Source organism: Marinobacter sp. L-80, assembly GCF_056859395.1.
The window spans coordinates 163,445-184,094 of the sequence record NZ_JBSXOI010000061.1 but is presented as its reverse complement, the minus strand read 5'-3'; the positions used below and the strand labels follow the sequence as shown (position 1 = coordinate 184,094).

Annotated in this window: 12 protein-coding genes; 11 read left to right on the top strand and 1 reads right to left on the bottom strand. The window is 53.2% G+C overall.

The window, feature by feature from the left end:
* Nucleotides 1-2,646, bottom strand: a complete 2,646-nt coding sequence (mutS, locus tag AC13E3_RS09530; protein ID WP_482901946.1) for a DNA mismatch repair protein MutS — start codon at nucleotides 2,644-2,646, stop codon at nucleotides 1-3.
* A gap of 617 nt (nucleotides 2,647-3,263) precedes the next feature.
* Here mutS and AC13E3_RS09525 point away from each other — a divergent pair.
* The 11 genes from AC13E3_RS09525 (at nucleotide 3,264) to AC13E3_RS09475 (ending at nucleotide 20,603) form a co-directional block, all read left to right on the top strand.
* Nucleotides 3,264-3,875 carry a DUF1819 family protein gene (locus AC13E3_RS09525; protein WP_482901945.1) on the top strand — a complete coding sequence of 204 codons (612 nt, stop codon included), beginning with the start codon at nucleotides 3,264-3,266 and terminating at the stop codon, nucleotides 3,873-3,875.
* 34 nt (nucleotides 3,876-3,909) lie between these two features.
* The gene (locus AC13E3_RS09520; RefSeq protein WP_286804056.1) at nucleotides 3,910-4,491 is read left to right on the top strand and encodes a DUF1788 domain-containing protein; all 582 of its coding nucleotides are present in this window, start codon (nucleotides 3,910-3,912) and stop codon (nucleotides 4,489-4,491) included.
* 37 nt (nucleotides 4,492-4,528) lie between these two features.
* On the top strand, nucleotides 4,529-8,194 hold the full coding sequence (brxC, locus tag AC13E3_RS09515) for a BREX system P-loop protein BrxC (RefSeq protein ID WP_482901944.1): 3,666 nt from the start codon (nucleotides 4,529-4,531) through the stop codon (nucleotides 8,192-8,194).
* 103 nt (nucleotides 8,195-8,297) lie between these two features.
* A complete protein-coding gene (locus AC13E3_RS09510) occupies nucleotides 8,298-9,776 on the top strand; it encodes a Fic family protein (RefSeq protein ID WP_286804058.1) in 1,479 nt (492 codons plus the stop codon).
* Between the two features lie 49 nt (nucleotides 9,777-9,825).
* Nucleotides 9,826-13,416, top strand: a complete 3,591-nt coding sequence (gene pglX / locus AC13E3_RS09505) for a BREX-1 system adenine-specific DNA-methyltransferase PglX (protein ID WP_482901943.1) — start codon at nucleotides 9,826-9,828, stop codon at nucleotides 13,414-13,416.
* A gap of 57 nt (nucleotides 13,417-13,473) precedes the next feature.
* Nucleotides 13,474-15,483, top strand: coding sequence for an AAA family ATPase (locus AC13E3_RS09500; protein ID WP_339621498.1), 2,010 nt, complete (start codon nucleotides 13,474-13,476; stop codon nucleotides 15,481-15,483).
* A gap of 147 nt (nucleotides 15,484-15,630) precedes the next feature.
* The gene (locus AC13E3_RS09495) at nucleotides 15,631-16,779 is read left to right on the top strand and encodes an AAA family ATPase (protein WP_286804061.1); all 1,149 of its coding nucleotides are present in this window, start codon (nucleotides 15,631-15,633) and stop codon (nucleotides 16,777-16,779) included.
* A gap of 2 nt (nucleotides 16,780-16,781) precedes the next feature.
* Nucleotides 16,782-17,552, top strand: a complete 771-nt coding sequence (locus tag AC13E3_RS09490; protein ID WP_286804062.1) for a hypothetical protein — start codon at nucleotides 16,782-16,784, stop codon at nucleotides 17,550-17,552.
* Between the two features lie 100 nt (nucleotides 17,553-17,652).
* Nucleotides 17,653-17,961 (top strand): hypothetical protein, encoded by a 309-nt coding sequence (locus tag AC13E3_RS09485; protein ID WP_482901942.1) that lies wholly within the window; start codon nucleotides 17,653-17,655, stop codon nucleotides 17,959-17,961.
* A 24-nt stretch (nucleotides 17,962-17,985) separates the two neighbouring features.
* A complete protein-coding gene (locus AC13E3_RS09480) occupies nucleotides 17,986-18,939 on the top strand; it encodes a toll/interleukin-1 receptor domain-containing protein (RefSeq protein WP_482901941.1) in 954 nt (317 codons plus the stop codon).
* A gap of 59 nt (nucleotides 18,940-18,998) precedes the next feature.
* A complete protein-coding gene (locus AC13E3_RS09475) occupies nucleotides 18,999-20,603 on the top strand; it encodes an SNIPE associated domain-containing protein (protein WP_286804065.1) in 1,605 nt (534 codons plus the stop codon).
* The last annotated feature ends 47 nt before the right edge of the window (nucleotides 20,604-20,650 follow it).

The following is a 20,650-nucleotide window of genomic DNA, read 5'->3' as shown; positions in this document are numbered from 1 at the left end:
CTATTTCTTCATCAGCGCCTTCAGTTCGTAGAGCTGGTTCATGGCATCGCGGGGTGTCAGCCCATCCAGATCCAGCTCTTTAAGCGCGTCTTCCACGGCACTGGGCTCCATGCTGGCGAACATATCGCCCTGGTAAACGGATTCATTTACCTTTGCTGCCGGCTTGGCCAGGGATGCGTTGTTGCCCTGTTCGGCGGCCGAGGCTGCCGGCGCCGCTGGCGAAGCGCTGCCCTCCAGGTGGGAGAGCTGGGTTTTGGCGTTACGGATCACATCCTGGGGCACGCCGGCCAGCTTGGCTACCTGGAGCCCGTAGCTCTGGCTCGCCGGGCCATCGTGCACGTTGTGCAGGAATACGATGCTGTCGTCATGTTCAGTGGCTGTCAGATGCACGTTGACGGCATGCTGCAACTCATCGGCCAGCTGGGTGAGCTCGAAATAGTGGGTGGCAAACAGCGTGTAGCAGCGTATCTCCCGGGCAAGGTGTTCGGCAGTAGCCCAGGCCAGGGACAGGCCATCAAAGGTGCTGGTGCCACGACCAACCTCGTCCATCAACACCAGGCTGTGCTCGGTGGCGTTGTGCAGGATGTTGGCAGTTTCTGTCATTTCAACCATGAAGGTGGATCGGCCGCCGGCGATATCGTCAGAGGAACCCATGCGGGTAAAAATCCGGTCCACGGGGCCGATCACTGCCCGGTTGGCGGGCACGAAACTGCCGGTGTAGGCGAGCAGCGCAATCAGCGCGGCCTGACGCATATAGGTGGATTTACCGCCCATGTTCGGGCCGGTTATCACCAGCATGCGGCGCTGGGTGTCCATTAGCAGATCGTTCGGTACGAAGGGCTCGTCCAGCAACTGTTCAACCACCGGATGGCGCCCTTCCTCAATGTCAAAACCCGGGGATTCGCTGAACTCCGGCGCGGAAAAGCGCAGAGAGGTGGCGCGCTCGGCAAAATTACTCAGCACATCCAGTTCTGCCAGTGCCTGCGCGGCATCCTGAAGTGGCGCAAGTTGCCCGGCGACGGTTTCCAGTACGTCATCGTAAAGGCCTTTCTCACGGGCCAGGGCCCGGCTCTTGGCACTCAGGGCCTTGTCCTCGAACTCCTTGAGTTCCGGCGTGATGAATCGCTCGGCGTTTTTCAGGGTCTGCCGGCGAATATAATCCACCGGCGCCTGATCGGACTGGGCCCGGCTTATTTCGATGTAGTAGCCGTGGACCCGGTTGTAACCTACTTTGAGGGTGCTGATACCGGTGCGATCCCGCTCCCGGGTTTCGACATCCAGCAGATACTGGCCGGCGTTTTCGCTGATGTTGCGCAGCTCGTCCAGCTCCTCGTCGAAGCCTTCCCGGATGACCCCGCCTTCACGGATCACGACCGGGGGATTGTCGATGATGGCGCGCTCCAGCAGATCCGCCAGTTCCGGGTATTCCCCAATGATGGTCGCCAGCCTGACGACGTGGTGGGAATTGACCGGTTTCAGGGTTTCCTGCAGGTCCGGCAGGGCCTGGAAGGCATCCCGAAGCCGCGCCAGGTCTCTTGGGCGGGCCGAACGAAGGGCGACCCGTGCGAGCACGCGCTCAATGTCGCCAACAGCTTTCAGCAGATCGTGCACCGGCTCATAGTGGAACCCGTCCAGCAGTGCCGATACCGCCTGCTGACGCTGGCGGACGATTTCCACATCCCGAAGCGGCCGATTCAGCCAGCGCCGGAGTTCCCGTCCACCCATGGATGTGGCGGTGCGGTCCATGACCCAGGCCAGTGTGTACTGGTGGCCGCCCATCAGGTTGGTGTCGATCTCCAGGTTGCGGCGGCTGGCGGCATCCAGAATGACCGCTTCATCACGACGCTCGCGGGTCAGCTTGCGAATATGGGGCAGGGCGGTGCGCTGGGTTTCCTTGGCGTACTGCAGCAGACAGCCGGCGGCACAGACCGCCAGGTTCAGGTCTTCGCAGCCGAATCCGGTCAGGTCTCGCACCTGCAGCTGCTGGGTGATCACACGGCGTGCGGTATCGGATTCGAACAGCCAGGGACCCTGGCGTCGAATTCCGGTAAAGCCCTCCAGAACTTCCTCGTAAGGAAAATCCTCGCTGATCAGAATTTCCGCCGGGCGCAGTCGCTGAAGTTCACCCTGCAGGGCTTCCAGGTTCTCCAGTTCTGAAACGGCAAAACGGCCGCTGGAGATATCGAGTGAAGCAAAACCGAACTGTTCCCGGTGGTTATAGATGGCGACCAGAAGGTTGTCCCGACGATCTTCCAGGTAGGCATCGTCGCTCAGGGTGCCCGGTGTGACGATTCGTACCACCTGACGGTCAACCGGTCCCTTGCTGGTAGCCGGGTCACCAATCTGCTCGCAAATGGCGATGGATTGACCTGCCCGAACCAGCCGGGCAATGTAGCCCTCAGAAGAGTGATAGGGGATGCCGGCCATGGGGATCGGATTGCCGCCAGATTGGCCCCGGGCGGTGAGGGTAATACCCATCAGCTCGGCCGCTTTCTTGGCATCTTCGTAGAACAGTTCGTAAAAGTCCCCCATGCGGTAAAAAACCAGTTCATTGGGGTGCTGGCCCTTGATCTTCAGGTACTGCTGCATCATTGGGGTGTGCTTGGATAATTCGCTGGAGGGCGCTTCGTTACTGACTTTCGGCATACTTCCTCATTAGCTTGGGGCAATCGTGGGGCAAAACGCTCCGCTTTTCTGCAACTCTTGCCAGATGAATTCAGCCTCGTTCTCAGACTCCGAATCCATCCACCGGCCGTAGACTTTAACCAACATGGAATAGTCCTTGTGACCCATCTGCTTTGCAATGAACGCAATGTTACCATGTGCAATAAGAGGCCAGCAGGCGTAAGTGTGTCTGGTTTGATAGGCGACACGATGTCGAACCTTTGCCCGGGGCAGCAACTTCCCCCATTTCGTGGCCCATGAGCCGACCTGCAATTGAGGGGTATAGAATTCCCCCGGTGGCAGGCGGCACCAACCTACCCAAATTCTGATGTTCTGTTCTTCGCGACGTTCTATGTCGCTTTCATCTATTACCCTTTGATCATGTTCAAGAGGTACGGCACTGCTGTGAGCGTTGCTGCTTGGTAGGAGTCATCCATCAAGAAGGACGACCAATGAAAAGATACCTGATGTTTTTCGCCGCATTGCTCGTCGCGCTACCAGCACACAACGATCGCAAATCCCTTGGAGACTGCCACGATAAGCTGAAACTCGTGTAGCATACAACGCATCTCAAACCGTAAAGGAAATCCGACGACCAGATGCATGAATTCAGCTACGACAGTGACCTGATCGGCGGCTCTCTCCTCGTGAGGGAGGCCCGCATTATCGCCGATCTGCTCTTCTCGAAGGCAGACGATTCAGAGTGGAAACGAGTGATTCAAACGGATAACCGCCTGCAAAAGCGGAGCCCCGCCACCGCCAAACGCCAAGCCAGTGCTTTGCGCAAGCGGCTGGAACGCTTGGATGAGTCATTCTGGCGGACATTGCGGGATGGCGACGACGAGCTGGCCAGTCAGATTGCTTTCGTGGCTGTGCTGGAGCGGAATCTGCTGTTAGTGGAGTTTGTGGAAACCGTCCTTCGGGATGCCTTTATTTTGAAGACGGAGAAATTGGCGCAGTACCAGTGGATGGATTTTCTGGAGGATCGAGCCCACCGGGATCCAGCCATAGGGACCTGGACAGAGTCCTCCAAAAAGAAAATGGGGCAGGTGGCATTCCGTATCCTGGCTGAAGTGGGGCTGTTGCAAAGTACCCGCAGCTTGAGGTTGCAGAACGTACTGGTGCGGCCTGAAGTGAATGTATTGCTGGAAGACAGCCGGCGCTACCGCATAAAGGCGTGCCTGAATGTGTCCAGTACAAACCCGGCGTAAACGGGCATAAAAAATAGATCGATGGAGCGCGTGCATGAGACAGCCGTTACAGGACCGGCTAAATCAGATTCCAGACAAAATCCTTTCCGAAGAATTCCTTCAGGGGCAGGGCCTGGGCAATGAAATTGGCTTCTGGGTATTCGATTATGCGCCGGAAGAAGAGCTCAAGGTCCGCGAATACCTGGGTTTCCTGACCAACTTCCTGTCCAAAAAACACAGTCACCTGAGCGTCGCCAGCATCAACCTGCTGGAGGTCATGCGTGACTATCTGGCCGACCGCAAGTTCCTGGATAAGGCCTGCGAGATGCAAGTAAAGAAAGGCGACAAAGCGCTGCTCAAAGCACTGGCCGGCCCCATGCACATGGACAAGTTCGCCCCTTACATGATGGAACAGACCAACGCCGGCGAGCAGGACATCATCCTCATACATGGCATTGGCTCCGTCTGGCCGGTACTCCGGGCCCACAACCTCCTGAACAAACTCCATGGCCTGCTGGGCCATAAGCCCGTAGTGCTGTTCTACCCGGGCGAATACAACGGCCAGAGCCTGACTCTGTTTAATCGCATCCCCAGCAACAACTATTACCGGGCCTTTTCATTGGTGCCCCGTACCTGATTTGCAGTACCTGACCGAATTACAAGGATGATCAGCAATGACCATTAAAGACCTCTTCTTCAAACCGCTGGACCGTTCCATCAATGGTGTGGTCAAAGCAGACCAGTCGGATGACGCAACCGTCTGGCAGGAATTGGAAGAGTATGTTGTCACCAACGAGCTGGAAAAACATTTCCGGGATTTCTTCGAGAGCTACAGCACGGATCTCAAAGATCCGTCCATTCCCAACCGGGTGGGTATCTGGATTTCCGGCTTCTTCGGCTCCGGTAAGTCGCACTTCCTAAAAGCTTTGTCCTACCTAATGGAGAACAAGGAAGCCCACGATGGGCAGGGCAATACCAGGCAGGCCGTCGAGTTCTTTGATGAGCACAAACTGCGCGACGCCATGATCCGCGCCGACGTACAGAAAGCCGCGTCTACCCCGGCCGATGTCATCCTCTTTAACATCGACTCCAAAGCCAGTTCCAACGATTCCGGTAATCCGATCCTCAACGTATTCCTGCGGGTGTTCAACGAGCATCAGGGCTTTAGTGGCGACCATCCCCACATTGCCCACATGGAGCGTCATCTGGAACAAAAAGGCGTTTATCAAGCCTTCAAGGATGCGTTCCGAGACGCCACGGGTTCAGAGTGGGAAGAGGAACGCGACGGTTACCAGTTCTATCAGGACGATATCGAGGGAGCTATCGCCAAGGCTCTGAACCTGTCTGCCGAAGCCGCCCATAAGTGGTTTGAAGAATCGGAAGAAACCTTCTCCGTTTCCGTGGAAAACTTCTGCCGCTGGGTTAAGGAATACCTGGACTCCCAGGGCCCTGAAAACCGCATGATCTTCATGGTGGATGAAGTAGGGCAGTTCATCGGCTCGGACACCAAGCTAATGCTCACGCTGCAAACCATCACCGAGAACCTGGGTACTATCTGCAACGGCCGGGCATGGATTGTGGTTACCTCCCAGGCGGATATGGAAGCCATACTGGGAGACCTCACTTCATCCAAAGCCAACGACTTCTCCAAGATCGCCGGTCGGTTCAAGACACGCCTATCCCTGTCGAGCTCGAACACCGACGAAGTGATTCAAAAGCGCCTGCTGCGCAAAACACCGGAAGCGGAAGCCGAACTGCGGGCTGCCTGGGACCAAAGCGGCGACATCCTCCGCAACCAGATCACCTTTGACCGCTCCGGCCCAACACTGAAGAATTTCGATGGCCCGGACAGCTTCATCGCCAACTACCCGTTTGCCCCTTACCATTTTCAATTGGTGCAAAAAGTCTTTGAGGAAATCCGCAAGGTTGGCGCAACCGGTGCCCACCTGGCCTACGGTGAGCGGTCCATGCTCGACGCCTTCCAGATGGCAGCCATGAGCGTGGCTGGCAAAGACATTGGCGCATTGGTGCCCATGCATGCCTTCTATCGCTCCGTGGAAGGGTTTCTGGATACGGCGGTTAAGCGCACCATCGACCAGGCCAGTGAAAACGCCAGCCTGGATGACTTTGACGTTAAGATCCTGCGCACGTTGTTCATGATCCGCTATGTGGACCTGATCAAAGGTACCCTGGACAACCTCGTTACCCTGTCCATCGAGAAAATCGACGAAGACAAGCTGGCCCTGCGCAAGCACATTGAAGAAACCCTGCACCAACTGGAAAAAGAAAGCCTGATCACCCGCAACGGGGATGAGTTTCTGTTCCTGACCAACGAAGAGCGGGACATCACCCGCAAGATCAAAGCCACCGACATCGCCAGCACCGATGAAAACAAGGAACTGGCCAGCCTGATCTTCAAAGATCTGCTGAAAGACAAGAACAAGTATCGCTACCACATCAACAAAACCGACTACAGCATCGGCCGTTACCTGGATGGCCACACCCTGGATGGTCGTTACGAATCCGATCTGCGGGTGGAAGTGGTGTCGCCGCTGGACCTGGACTACAGCCAGCTCACCGAAGCCGGTTGCATCAACAAATCCAGCGAAGGCGTTGCCGGGCAGGCTGTGATCAAACTGCCTGACGACAAGACCTTCTTCCAGGAACTGCGCACCTGGCTCAAAACCAACAAGTTCATCCGCCTGAACGATGATGGCACCAACACAGACCTCACCCGTATCCTTGCCGACCGCGGCCGGGAGAACCAGGAACGGCGCAAACGCCTACGCCACACCCTGGAAGACATGCTTTTACGGGCGGAATGCTATGCCCTGGGCCAGCACCTGAAGCTGTCCACCTCCAGCCTTGCCGTGCGCTTTGATGAGGCCTGCGAATACCTGCTGGAGAATACCTACACCAAACTCGGCTTCTTGAAGGTGCTCCAGCAAGACCCGATGCGGGAGCTCAGTGCTGTGCTCACTGTAGACGACATCGGCCAGATGGGCATGGCGCTGGATGGCGAAGAGGGCAATCCCCAGGCCGTCAAAGAGGTAGAGCAGTACATCACCCTCCGTGCCGGCAGCAACGATCGCCTGCTGGTGAGCGACATTATCGACCGCTTCGCCGCGCGCCCCTATGGCTGGCCGGATGGTGAAATCCTGCTGATTCTCGGCCGCCTGGCCGCTTCCGGGCGCATCTCATTTCATACCGGGGGCCCGTCCATGCCACTCAACGAGGTGTTCGACTATCTCAACAACAGTCGGCGCCGCAGGGAAATCTCCGTCCAGAAGAAGCGTCAGACAGACGATGCCATCCTGAAGAAAGCCCGTGGCCTGTCCCGGGACCTGTTCAACGCCCTTGGGCCGGACACCGAGAAAGAGCTGTTCGAGTTTTACCTGATCCATTTGAACGACTGGCTGACCAATCTGAAAAGCTACAAGAGCAAGACCGATGTAGGCCGATTCCCCGGCAAGCCAGTCATCGAAAATTCCATCCTCACCATTGAACGCCTATTGGCCAACCGGGAAAGCTACGATTTCTTCAAGGCGGTGATCGAGAGAAAAGACGATTTGCTCGACTTGGAAGAGGACTATCGGGACGTCCACGAGTTCTTCACCAAGCAGATTCATAGCTGGCAGCAGCTGCAAACAGGCCTCGCCCATTTCGAGAAGAACCGGCAGGCACTGGAGAAGGACGATGCAGCCCGCAAGGCATTGGCTGAGATGAGGCGCATTGCAGAGGCCGACGCTCCTTATGGCCAGCTGCACAAAGTGGCTAACCTGGTTGAAACCGTAGAAACGGCCAACAACCGGATTCTCGACGAAAAACGCAACCACGCCAGTGACCGGATAGATGAAAAAATCGCTCAGCTACAGGCAGAAATCCTAAAAAGCGGCATCGCCACACCGGATTTGAGTAACCGCCTATTGCGGCCCCTGCAGTTGATCAAAGAAGAGCTCGCCGTCGAGACCGGCATCGCCCAGATTTTCATGCTGCAAACCCAGACGGCTCAGGAAAAACTTGAAGACAGCCTGTTCGAGTTGGAGCGGGCTATACAATTGGAAGCAGAGAAGCAGGCCAAGGCCCAGAGAGACGCTCAGGAGGACGCCGGCGACTATGCCAGCAAGCCGACTGCCGCGCCCTCTGCTGATTCCGCGGACAAACCCGCGCCGGTGCCCATGCCCAAACCCGTGGTTGAGGTAAGTGCCACCAAAGTGTTCAACACACTGGCCAGCGGTATCTACCTGGAAAGGCAGGAAGACGTAGACAACTTCGTCAACGCCTTGAAAGACGAACTACAAACCGCCATTGCGGCGGGCAAGCGGGTACGGTTGAAATGAGCGCCCGTCCTTGTCTGTAAAAAATATTGGTGAGATCATCAAAAGTGTAAATAAAGTGAGATTGGTGTAAATAAAGTTCTGGCGGGCGGAAGAAAGGGAAATCATGCAGTACGCAGGTTACGCACATCTTATTAATCAGGACAGTATCTCGGCCATAGCGCCGGCGATATCTGCGGAAGTGCGCTCGGTCACCCGCAAGGAAACCATTGGCCAGACCATTGCCGTGCCCGCAAAGCTGGCCCCGGCCCCGGACGATCGCCTGGGGCACGTTCTGTTTGCCATCAAACACGAAGGCATCAACTTGCAGGTATTGGCCCAGGCGCTACCGGCTATCCCAGAACCTGAGATCCGGCAGGCCTTTGATGCCGCCCCAAATAGCCAATACCTGCGCAAGGCCTGCTTCCTGTGGGAGCACTTTACCGGTGAGACGATTCGACGCGCCACGGAGAGCATCCAGCAGGCTTACGTGCCGTTGTTTAACCCCAAAGCCTACATTACCGGCCAGGGACAGAAGAATCCCCGTTGGCGAGTGATATTCAATGGCCTGGGCACACTGGATTACTGCATCACAGTGCGGCGAACCAGAGAACTTCAGGCGTTGCTTGATGAACACTTGCTGCAAAAAGCCACCGAGTTCACCGAGTCACTGCCGAAAGACATTCTTAACCGCACGCTGGCCTGGGCCTACCTGCACGAAACCCGGGATTCCTACGCCATTGAAAACGAGGCGCCATCGGAAGACAAGGCTACCCGCTTCGTGAACCTGCTAAAACAGGCCCACAGCCCCCGTAAACTGGATGAAGACTACCTGGTAGACCTGCAAAACGCCGTTATCAGCAACGTGTTCTCCCAGGCGGTGTCTTTCCGAACGGAACAGAACTACCTCAGTAACGGATTGCGTGGTGCGTTGGGGGTTACCTATGTGCCGCCAGCTCCGGAATTGTCACGCTCATTGATGGAACAGCTGATGGCATTGGCAAACCAGCCACCGGAAGCGGTGGACCCACTGGTACTGGCAAGCATCGTATCGTTCGGCTTTGTGTTTGTGCATCCCTTTATGGATGGCAACGGTCGCCTGTCCCGGTTTTTGTTTCATCAGGTACTGTGCCAGCGAGGGGCCCTTCAAAACGGCCTCGTGCTGCCGGTATCCATCGTGCTACGCCAGAATGAATCCGAATATCTGAGTGTGCTACAGGCGTTTTCGGAGCAGGCGAGGCAGTACTGGGACGTTACTTACATCGACGAAAACCAGTTCCAGTTCGAATTTAAGGGCCATGAAGCCCTCTACCGATACTGGGACGGCACCCACTGCGCCGAATTCATGGCCCGGGCAACCAAACAGGCCATAGAACAACACCTGAAGGAGGAAACCGTCTTCCTCACTCGGTACGACGAAATCTACCGCCGCATAGACCAGGCCTTTGATATACCCAACACCGATCTCTCCAGACTGGTGATGTTCTGCCTGGACCAAAACGGCCGCATCTCCAAACATCGCCGCAAGCAATATCAGTACAGGGTTCCGGAAGAGATCTTTGACGCGCTAGAACAGGCATATCAAAGCGTGGTAACCGAATCATGAAGAACTCACGGCACCCATCAACCTGCGCAGTACACCAGGGATTGCAACAATGAACACCGCCAACATCAAAAAATACGCCCCCAAAGCCCGCAACAACTTCATCGCGGCGGTCACCAAACAGGCTGCCCGCTACGGCATCACCGCCAAAGGCACCGAGCCCATGGAGCAGCGGGGGGATATTGCCCTGATTGGCGAAAACGCCTTCCCCAAAGCCATCGCCCCGGCCCGCAAGGCACTGGAACGCATGGTTGAGCAAATGGGCTTTGCCCAGGCCATGGAGCAAGCCGCCTACAGCTGGTTTAACCGCCTCTGTGCCATCCGCTACATGGAAATCCATGACTTCCTGGACCATGGCCGCCGCGTGCTCAGCACCGCCAACGGTGACCTCGGCACCCCGCAGATCCTCGACGACTGCCTGGACCTCAGCCTGCCAGGGCTGGACCCACAACAAGTCGCGGGACTGAAGCTGGACGGCAATAAAGACGAAGAACTGTACCGCGAACTCCTGCTGGCCCAATGCCACGCCCTGCACGAAGCCATGCCATTCCTGTTTGAAGCGGTAGACGACGCAACCGAGCTTTTGCTGCCAGACAACCTCACCAAAACCGACTCACTCATCCGGGAACTGGTCAGCGCCATCCCGGAAGACGACTGGCAGGATGTGGAAATCATCGGCTGGCTCTACCAGTTCTACATCTCCGAAAAGAAAGACCAGGTGATTGGCAAGGTGGTCAAAAGCGAAGACATTCCCGCTGCCACCCAGCTGTTCACCCCCAACTGGATAGTGCAGTACCTGGTACAAAACTCCGTAGGCCGCCAGTGGCTGCAAACCTACCCGGACAGCTCGCTGCGAAACCAGATGCCGTACTTCATCGAACCCGGCGAACAGCCCCTGGAAGTGCAGGCTCAGTTGGATGAAACCGTACCGGATGCCATAGACCCGGAAAGCATCAAAGTTCTCGACCCCGCCTGTGGCTCTGGCCACATATTGGTGGAAGCCTACAAAATCCTGAAAGCCATCTATGAAGAGCGTGGCTACCGCAGCCGGGACATTCCGCAGCAGATCCTGAAACACAACCTGTTCGGCCTGGACATCGACGATCGGGCAGGGCAGTTGGCCGGCTTCGCCCTGATGATGCTGGCGAGGGAAGACGACCGCCGCCTGTTCAGCCGGGTAGCCGAAGGCGAAGTCACCCTCAACGTGCTCTCCCTCAAGGAAACCGGCCATCTGAACCTGCCTCAACTTTGGCAGGATCTGAACCTGAGTGGCGACTGGCAGCAGGGTAGCTCCCAGAGCCTGTTTGAGAGTGAGCAGGCTGACTTGAGCAGTGCGAGTGCCGATGAACGCTATCAACTGCTGCAACGCACGTTGGAGCGGTTTGAAGAAGCCAAAACCTTCGGCTCCTTGATCGAAGTGCCCGAGGAAGACGCAGCACCGCTGAAAGCCCTAGTTGATGAGCTGGAACAGTTAGCCCGCATGGGTGACGTGATGCAGAAACCAGCGGTGGAAATGTTGCTACCGTATGTTCAGCAGGCTTGGATGCTGGGCCAGAGATATGATGCGGTTATTGCGAACCCACCCTACATGGGCAGCAAAGGCATGAATGCATCGTTGAAAAAGTTCGCAAAAGATGCCTACCCGAACAGCAAGTCAGATCTCTTCGCCATGTTTATGGAGCGAGCATTTTTGTTGCTCAAAACTCTTGGTTACAACGCTCAAATAAATATGCATTCATGGATGTTCCTTTCAACCTTCGAAGCCCTTAGGGCTAAATTATTGGATCGGGCTACTATAATAACGCTTGCTCATCTTGGTGCTAGAGCATTTGGTACTATTTCTGGAGAGGTTGTTCAGTCTGTAGCTTGGATTATGAGATCCACTATGATTTCTGAATATAACCCGATGTTTTTTAGGCTAGTAGATGGTTCTGAAGAGGAAAAGAAGCAACTACTACTAAATAAATCGAATTTTTATAAATCGATTCCTCAGGGGAAATTGTTTTCATTACCCGGGATGCCGATTTCGTATTGGGCATCTCTAAGAGAGTTGAAGATCTTTGAGCAGCTTCCTCCTCTGAGCGAAAACTTCATGGCTAAGAAGGGGCTCATAACCAGCGATAATGAGCGATTTTTAAGATTTTGGCATGAGGTTTCTTTTGAGAAAATTGGATTTTCAATTGGATCTCACGAAGAGATGAAGGTTTCTGGTAAAAAATGGATTCCGTTTAATAAAGGTGGCGGCTCACAGAAATGGTATGGTAATAATGATTATATTATAAATTGGCAGGATTCTGGGCGAGAAATATATGATCTAAACAAAGAGCTTTATGGGTCTGCTTCTCGGCAAATACAGAATACAAAGTATTACTTCAGGCCAGGAATTACTTGGACGGTTATCGCTCAGGGGAAGCCAACGTTTAGGGAGTATGGCCAAGGTTATATATTTGGTAGCAAGGGGCCGGGAATATTTGATGATCAGGATTCCACAAAGCTTCTGACATATTTAAATAGCTCTGTTTGCGCTAAGCTACTTTCTTTAATAAATCCGACTCTTGGGTTTGAGGTTGGTTATGTTTCAAAGATACCAACTCCATTGAATTTTAATACAGAGGGGCACAGAAAGTTAGTTTCATTGTCAAAAAAAAATTATGACTCTCATGAGTCTTCTTATGGTTTTTCCACTTTGGATGTTATTGGTCTGGATAATGTCAGCATAAGAAGAGCATTTGACTTAAAAGATAGAAATACTCTGGAAGATAGAAATGCGCTTTTCAATCTCGAAATCGAAAATGATCAGTTTTATGAAAAGTTAGTAGGTTTGACATTAAAGGAAAATGTTGTCGAGTCAACTGAAAGGAAGGAGGATAAATTTCTTGCCCGAGATCTGATAAGTTATGCGATGGGCTGCACAATGGGGCGTTTTTCCCTGGATAAGCCCGGATTGATTCTAGCGAATCAAAATCAAAACCTAAAAGACTATCTCGATCAGGTGAAAGCTCCAAGGTTCCTACCTGATGATGATGGTATTGTTCCGATTAATGATCAGGAATGGTTCGCCGACGATGCCACCAACCGCTTTCGCGAATTTGTCCGCGTGGTCTGGGGCGATGAGCATCTACAGGAAAATCTGGATTTTGTAGCGGAAAGTCTCTGCCTGCACGCCATCAAGCCCAAGCGAGGCGAATCCGCCATGGACACCATCCGCCGCTACCTGAGCACCCAGTTCTATAAGGATCACCTGCGCACCTATAAAAAGCGCCCGATCTACTGGCTCTTCAGCTCCGGCAAACACAAAGCCTTCGAGTGCCTGGTTTACCTGCACCGCTACAACGAAGGTACGTTGGCACGGATGCGTACTGAATACGTCATTCCCCTCAGCGCCAAGCTCAACGCCTACGCTGAAAAGCTGGAACAAGACAAAGAAGCCAGTACCTCAGCCGCTGAAACCAAGCGCCTGGAAAAAGAAATCGCCACCCTGCACAAACAACAGGTCGAACTCGCCGAATTCGATGAAAAACTCCGCCACTACGCCGACCAGCGCATCAGCCTGGATCTGGATGATGGTGTGAAGGTGAATTATGGGAAGTTTGGCGATTTGTTAGCTGAGGTAAAGGCGGTGACGGGCGAGAAGCCACAGTGAGTAACCAAGTGAAGGGATACCTTTTCGGATCAGCCTAATTGACAGGAGCATGGCACTATGAGGTTAGTTAAAGCGCGTGTCCAAATGTACCGGAGCGTGATCGATACCGGAGAGTTTGAGGTTGAGAACGGTAAGACGATCCTGGTCGGTCCAAATGAGGCTGGTAAAACGGTTATTCTTCAGGCACTTCAAAAGCTGAATGCTCCTGAAGGTGTGGAGGGGTTTGACCCACTCCGTGACTATCCCAGATCCCAGTACAACAAGGACATCCGCCGTGGTTTGGTTGATGCCTCCGACGTGACAGTCGTAGAAGGTCACTTTCAGCTTGAGTCGCCTGACTTGGAAGGTCTCCCGGAAGGTTTTGAACAATGTACCTATGTTTACGGTCGGAAATTGAATAATGAGGCTTGGCACCGAATTGAAGGAGGACCCGCTCTCCCAACCTACGACTCAATATCAAAGGACTTACTCAGACTCGCAGCTCACGCTGACAAACATAGTTCAGGAGAAACGCCTTCCGTCAAAGAGCAGCTCGTCTCGATTACTAGCGGTTGGAAACCTAGTACGCGGCTATCCGGTACTCATGCCCGCAACCTCAAAGCTTTTCTTGAGAAAACACTCCCTTTAATTGAGGAAGGGAATGATGCGGAAGAACATAGATACGACCGACTCATGCAGTCGTGCCGGGCAGTTGAAGAACGTGGTTCTGTCTTGCAACACCTGAACTCTCGGCTACCTGTGTTTGTACTGTTCAATAATTATTTCCGAGTTCGTCCTCGAATCCATTTGGAGCACCTCGCTCAGCGTGTCCAGAGCGGAGTTCTCGATGACAAGCAGTACGATTATGGAAACCTTTGCCTGCTCAAGCTTCTTGGATTTACTCCGGAGGAGCTTGCGGAGCTTGGGAACGCAGCGAAGCCAGGTCAGAATGATGCTGCAGCCTTAAAGGCCTACCAAGACAAGTTAGACTCTCGTGACTATCAATTAAATTCGGCGAGTGTTGATCTGACAGAGCAAATCGTTTCTGTTTGGAATCCGGACCCGGAGCGAGCTGAGGCGAGCAAACTTAAAATAAAGGCGGACGGTCAGTATCTCAAGGTTGTCGTCGAAGACGAGTTGGGTGTTGAAATTGAGCTAGACCAACGATCCGAAGGTTTCCAATGGTTGGTTTCGTTCTTCGTTGTGTTTTTTGCGGAAGCCGCTGACAAGCATGAGAACGCTGTTCTGTTGTTGGACGAGCCTGGTCTTCACCTGCATGGGCTAAAGCAACGTGATTTCCGCGAAACTATTTCTCGTTTAGCCGCCAAAAACCAGACTCTATATACAACCCACTCACCATTCCTTGTCGGTCCGGACGAGTTGGATATGGTTCGCGTGGTGGACATGACGAACCGTAAAGACGGAACAAAGATACATGGTGATCTTTCCTCTGGCGATCCTGCAGCTCTGCTGCCACTACAGGAGGCGCTTGGCTACGATCTAGCGCAAAGTCTATTTTCACAGACCCGGAACCTTGTGGTTGAGGGACTGACCGATTATTGGTACGTGGAAGCGGTCGCACTTCTCCTTCGAGATTCGGGAGAGGCTGACTTAAACAAGAGCATCGCTATCGTGCCAGCGAATACTGCAGGTAAAGTGGTGTATTTTGCCACCATCTTGCATGCTAATAAGTTGAAGGTCGCAGCGCTTCTCGACTCGGATACAGCAGGCAATCAAGCTGCTGAGCAAGACATTCTTGTCCACTCCCTGGGAAACAAAAGGATCCTTCGAACAAAGGACTCGTACTCTGGTAGCGTCAATGCCCCTGAAATCGAGGATCTCCTTCGAGAAACTTTAATCAATGTGGCACAGGAAGAACTCGGTTGGGAAATCAGGAGCACAGCACAGCGTCAAGACAGCCGACCTATTGTTGATATCTTCGGTGCGGAGATATCTGACTTCTCAAAGTATAAGCTCTCCAAGGCATTTCTGCGCTGGGCTCGCACCCATGATGCAAACGAATTAACTTTGGATGAACGACAGCAGTGGACGGCATTGATCACCAAAATTAATAAAGCGCTTAAGTAGGTGTAATGCTTCGACTAATTCTACGGGTTTGGCCAAAAAAATTTCCCGTGCCAAATCGGCACTTGCAAGCGTAGATGAGCACCGGCACTTCCAGAATTTGAAAGAACTCCGGGAGTACGTCAGCCAGAAAATGAAATTGGAACAAACATGATTACACATATTCGTATAGACAACTTCAAATCCCTGGTTGATTTTCGGATGCCCGTGGCGAAATTCAGCTGCCTTGTGGGTCTGAACGGAGCCGGCAAGTCGACGGTGCTTCAGGCTATGGATTTCCTCTCACAACTTATGCGGGGCGATCTCAAAAGCTGGTTGAAGGAAAGAGGATGGTCAAAGGCTGACCTGAACTCAAAGTTATCTGCGCGCCAGAATATCGAGTTCACGCTCACTCTGAGTATTCCCACCAATGGTGAATTTGTATGGAGCGGGAGCGTTAACCGGAACTCTCTTCAGTGTACGACTGAAACGGTGGTTCTTAACGGGGTGCCTCTCCTTAGGGTCCACGAAGGGGAGTGCACACTCAGACCTCATGAAGGTCGTAAGGCCGAAAAATTCAAAGTCGTTTTTGACTATCAAGGTTCGATACTTTCGCAGCTTAAGGAAAGTCAAATCAAAGGTCCGCTGCTCACATTGCGGACTGAAATGTTGAAGGTGCACTCGCTTGATCTATTATCCCCAGCCCAACTCCGCCTTAAGACACGCAGTGCGGATGGTCAGTTAGGTCTGGGTGGACAACGGTTGTCCGCGTACCTGCATGAATTGGGTAAAGACAAGCGTGAGGCGCTCAGAAAACGACTTGAAGGTGTGTATGGGCAGCTTGAGAGTATTGATACGAAATCTCTTCGGTCTGGCTGGAAACAGCTTGGTGTCAAAGAACGCTTTGGCGAACAGTTGTTGTCCACTTCGGCGGAACACATCAACGACGGTATGCTGCGTTTAATGGCGGTACTCTCTCAGTTGGATTCGGATCAGCACTTTCTGATTTTTGATGAGATCGAGAACGGCATTAATCCGGAGTTGGTCGAGTTTTTGGTGGACGCACTGGTTGGCAGTAACCATCAAGTTTTGGTTACAACACACAGCCCTTTGATCTTGAACTACCTCGAAGACGATATCGCAAAAGATGGCGTGATTTACCTCTACAAAACTACCAAGGGTGCGACCAGGGCTATACCACTCTTCTCGATTCCCTCCATGGCAGAGAAGCTGTCGGTAATGGGCCCGGGTGAAGTATTCGTTGATACCCGGCTGTCAGAACTTGCCGAGGAAATCCGGCAAATTAATGGTGACAAGTAACGATGTTTTTGTTGCTTAGTGGCGAGGGCCCCTCTGATATTGGCTGCAGCATCGTTGAAGCTGTTGAAATTTGTAAAGGTGAACACTTTCTGCCGGGGCCAATGGCTTGGTTCGTCGATCAATTGGTTGAGCAGTTTGTTGATCAGCTCCAGGGCTTTGAGATGTCCCATATCGAGTATGGACAGGTTGGGTTTGTCAGCGAGAAGTCACTCAGCCAACACTGCAAACAAGCAAGTGGCGGCCGGAAGATCCGACTGCCAGGTAAAAAAACGGGGCAGGAAACAAGTTATTTCTTCCGGAATGCTCGGGGCTTGGGGGAGTTGGCTCATAGGCTGGCGGACGAAGTGCAGGACTCTGTTATTGCTGTTCTGTTTCGGGACAGTGATCGCACTGCATCATCCAATAGAGGTCTTCGTCGAAAAAAAGTCGAATCGATGGAAAACGGTTTTAAGGCGGCCCGTTTTGATTATGGTGTGCCAATGATGCCCAACCCGAAATCCGAAGCCTGGCTGCTCTGCGCGGTAAAGTCGCAGTCACCCTATCAACACTGTGATGCATTGGAGGAAATGTCTGGCAATGACAAAGGTTTGAATCCACTAAAGGAGCAACTTGAGGCTGCCATGGGTGGGTATCCTTCTTCAGACAAGCTTTCAGATCTCGTGAAGGACCGCAGCATTGATGTCCTACAGATTGATATGCCGTCATTACGTGAATTTAGAGAAGCCTTGTCAGAAGCGGTTTCTAGGTTGTTGAGACCCGTAAGAGATACGTAATGTCTGTTTGGTTCTGATGGTAAAAAGACGCTGGGTGCGACGCCAAATGTCGCATGATCATGAGACTGTCAAGGTGAACTGAACCGAAGGAGTCATATTCATGATCACAGTAACCGTTGCAGGAATGGAGCAGCCTCTGGAAGGACTTTCTGAAAGTTGGCTTCATGAGCAAATAAGGCGGCGTCAGAAAGCGGGCGAGTCGGTTTGTGTGCAGGTAGGAGTGCATACATCGGACATCAATGTTGGTGTTTCATCGGGAGCCTGCCCCGTGGGGCCTGGCGGTTCCAGGCGGCCCAACGCAAAAGAGCAACAGATTTTAGATCTCTGGTCGCATTTTGGTTTGGGGCATGGGGATCTTAACAGCGGTAAGCTGGTTGCGTTTCTTCAGCGATTGCGAGCGCTGGTTTAGGTTCTGAAAAGTTAAGGATGATGTATGGCGAAGCTGGTTTTCTCTTATTCCCATGAGGCTCTGAGGGATGAGCTGGAAAAGCATCTGATGCCCCTCAAAAGGCGAGGGCTCATTTCCACCTGGCATGACCGGCGCATAACAGCCGGTACCGAACTGCATGGGGAAATAGGCCAGCACTTTGAAGATGCAGACATCATCCTTTTGCTGATTAGCCCCGACTTCATCAATTCAGATTATTGCTACGACATTGAAGTGAAGCACGCCCTCAAGCGGCACAATAAAGGTGAGGCGCGTGTGGTTCCGGTGATTCTGAAAACCTGTGACTGGCATGATCTGCCATTCGGAAAGCTGATGGCCACCCCAGAGGATGGTTATCAGATCTCGAAATTCACTCACGTCGAAGATGGTTTCTACCAAGTCGCTCAGGCCATCAAATCTGTTTTGAAGGAATTGGGTGCCACGGCCCAGAACTCTCCTACTGACAATACCCGCCCGGCTACATCGCCATCATTCGTAAAGCCGGTCGATTCTGGTCCTCGCAGCAGCAATTTGGGCATTCGAAAGGAATTCAGTGACAGAGATAAAGACCTTGCTCGTCGGGAAGGAATTCAGTTCCTGTCTCGTTTCTTTGAAAATTCCTTGAAGGAGATCTGCGCCCGGAATCCCGAGCTGGAGCAGGATTTTCACCAGAAGGATGCCGACAGCTTCGAGGCTTCTCTTTACCAAAATGGGCAAAGAGTTTGCCACTGTGGCATATGGAAAACCGGCGGAGGTATGGCGCTGGGAGATATTTGTTACAGCCAATCCGGGGTCTCGACCAATAGCTGTAATGATGCCGTTACGTTAGAAGACGATGGAACTATGCTTGGGTTCCGCTCGATGATGGGCGGAATGTCCGGGTACGGTCGTGACAGTTTGCTCACGTGCGAGGGCGTCGCCGAGTACTTTTGGGACAGCTTTATTCGCCCCCTCAAATGAGCATTGCCTGCGCTGCTCAGGCATTTACTGAAAACCAAAAACGATAATTAGGAAAACACATGGAAGAGCCAACCTCAGCCGTCGATGCTGTCATCGTCATCGTCACCCTTCTTATTTTCTTTACTCCGGTCGTGATCGCGTGGCTTTCCAGGCGAAGCCGAAATGCTATGAAGAAAAAGCTGGCGGAGGCGATGCTGGCTTTGAAGCAGGCTGAAGAGAAGAAAAGGGAAGCGGAAAATTACAGCGCCGACCTGGATGCCAGATACAAGCCCATTACCGATATGGAACAGCACGCGCGGCTGTTACTGGGTAAGGCGGAGATGCAGGCGCAGGCGGTCAGGAATGATGCGGAACGTGTGTATTCCGAAGCTGAGAAAAGACTGAGCGAGGCCACGGAAGAGGCAGGTCAAATCAGTACGGAAGCAAAGGCAGCGCTCAGAGAGGCCAGGCTGAAGGCCGATCAGATTGAGGCTGACGGTCGGGCAGAGGCTGAGAGGGTACTCGATTTCGCCAAACGACAGGCGGAAGAAGTAGCTGGTGACGCGCTCGCGGCCAAGGGGAAGGCTGACCTGTACGAGGCCACTGTGGTTGCCATGCGCAACACCATCCAAGGCTACAAAGATGACTATATCATTCCTAATCATGCGGTTCTGGATGAGCTGGCGGAGGAATACAGCCATAAGGAAGCCGGCGAGCAATTGAAGCGAGCAAGAAAGCGCGTTCGGGACATGGTCAAAAATGGCAACGCGGGGGCCTGCGATTATGCGGAGGCAAACCGACGAGCTTTTGCAATACATTTCGCCGTGGATGCCTTCAACGGCAAAGTCGATTCGGCGTTGGCCAAGGTCAAGCACGACAACTACGGCAAGATCAAACAGGAAATCCTGGATGCGTTCGCCCTGGTGAATCACAACGGTATGCCATTTCGTAATGCTCGCATTAACCAGGAATACCTGGAGGCTCGCTTGGAAGAGCTAACGTGGGCGGTTGCCACTCACGAGCTGAGGCAGATCGAACGGGAGGAGCAGCGGGCCATTCGGGAGCAAATGCGTGAGGAAGAAAAAGCTCGCCGCGAAATAGAGAAGGCCATTAAAGAGGCCGAAAAAGAAGAACGCATGCTACAAAAGGCCATGGAGACTGCTCGTAAGGAGCTGGCTTCTGCTCACGGTGAGCAGCGTGCAGAGTACGAAGCCCAGCTCGCTGAGCTGGAATTCAAACTGGCAGAGGCAGAGAGCCGGGGGCAGCGGGCGATTTCGATGGCGCAACAGACCAGGCGAGGCCATGTTTATGTCATCAGTAACATTGGCAGCTTTGGTGAGAACGTATTCAAGATAGGTATGACGCGCCGGCTGGAGCCTTCAGACCGGGTGAAAGAGCTGGGTGATGCGTCCGTTCCCTTCGACTTTGATGTCCATGCCATGATCTACAGTGACGATGCGCCAGCGCTGGAAAAGGCTCTGCACCGCCGGTTTGATGAGGCATCAGTGAACAAGGTTAACCCCCGCAAGGAATTCTTTAACCTGAACGTTGCAGAGATTCGCCAGGCGGTGGAGCAGCAGGGCATGAACGAAATACACTGGACCATGAAAGCGGAAGCGGCGGAGTATCGGGAGTCGCTGAGTATTTCCAGAAAGCAGGCTATGGAAGCGCCGGTTACTGCATAAGTCAGAATATTCGGATCAAAAGGGGTGTCTGTAGGCACTATGTTTTG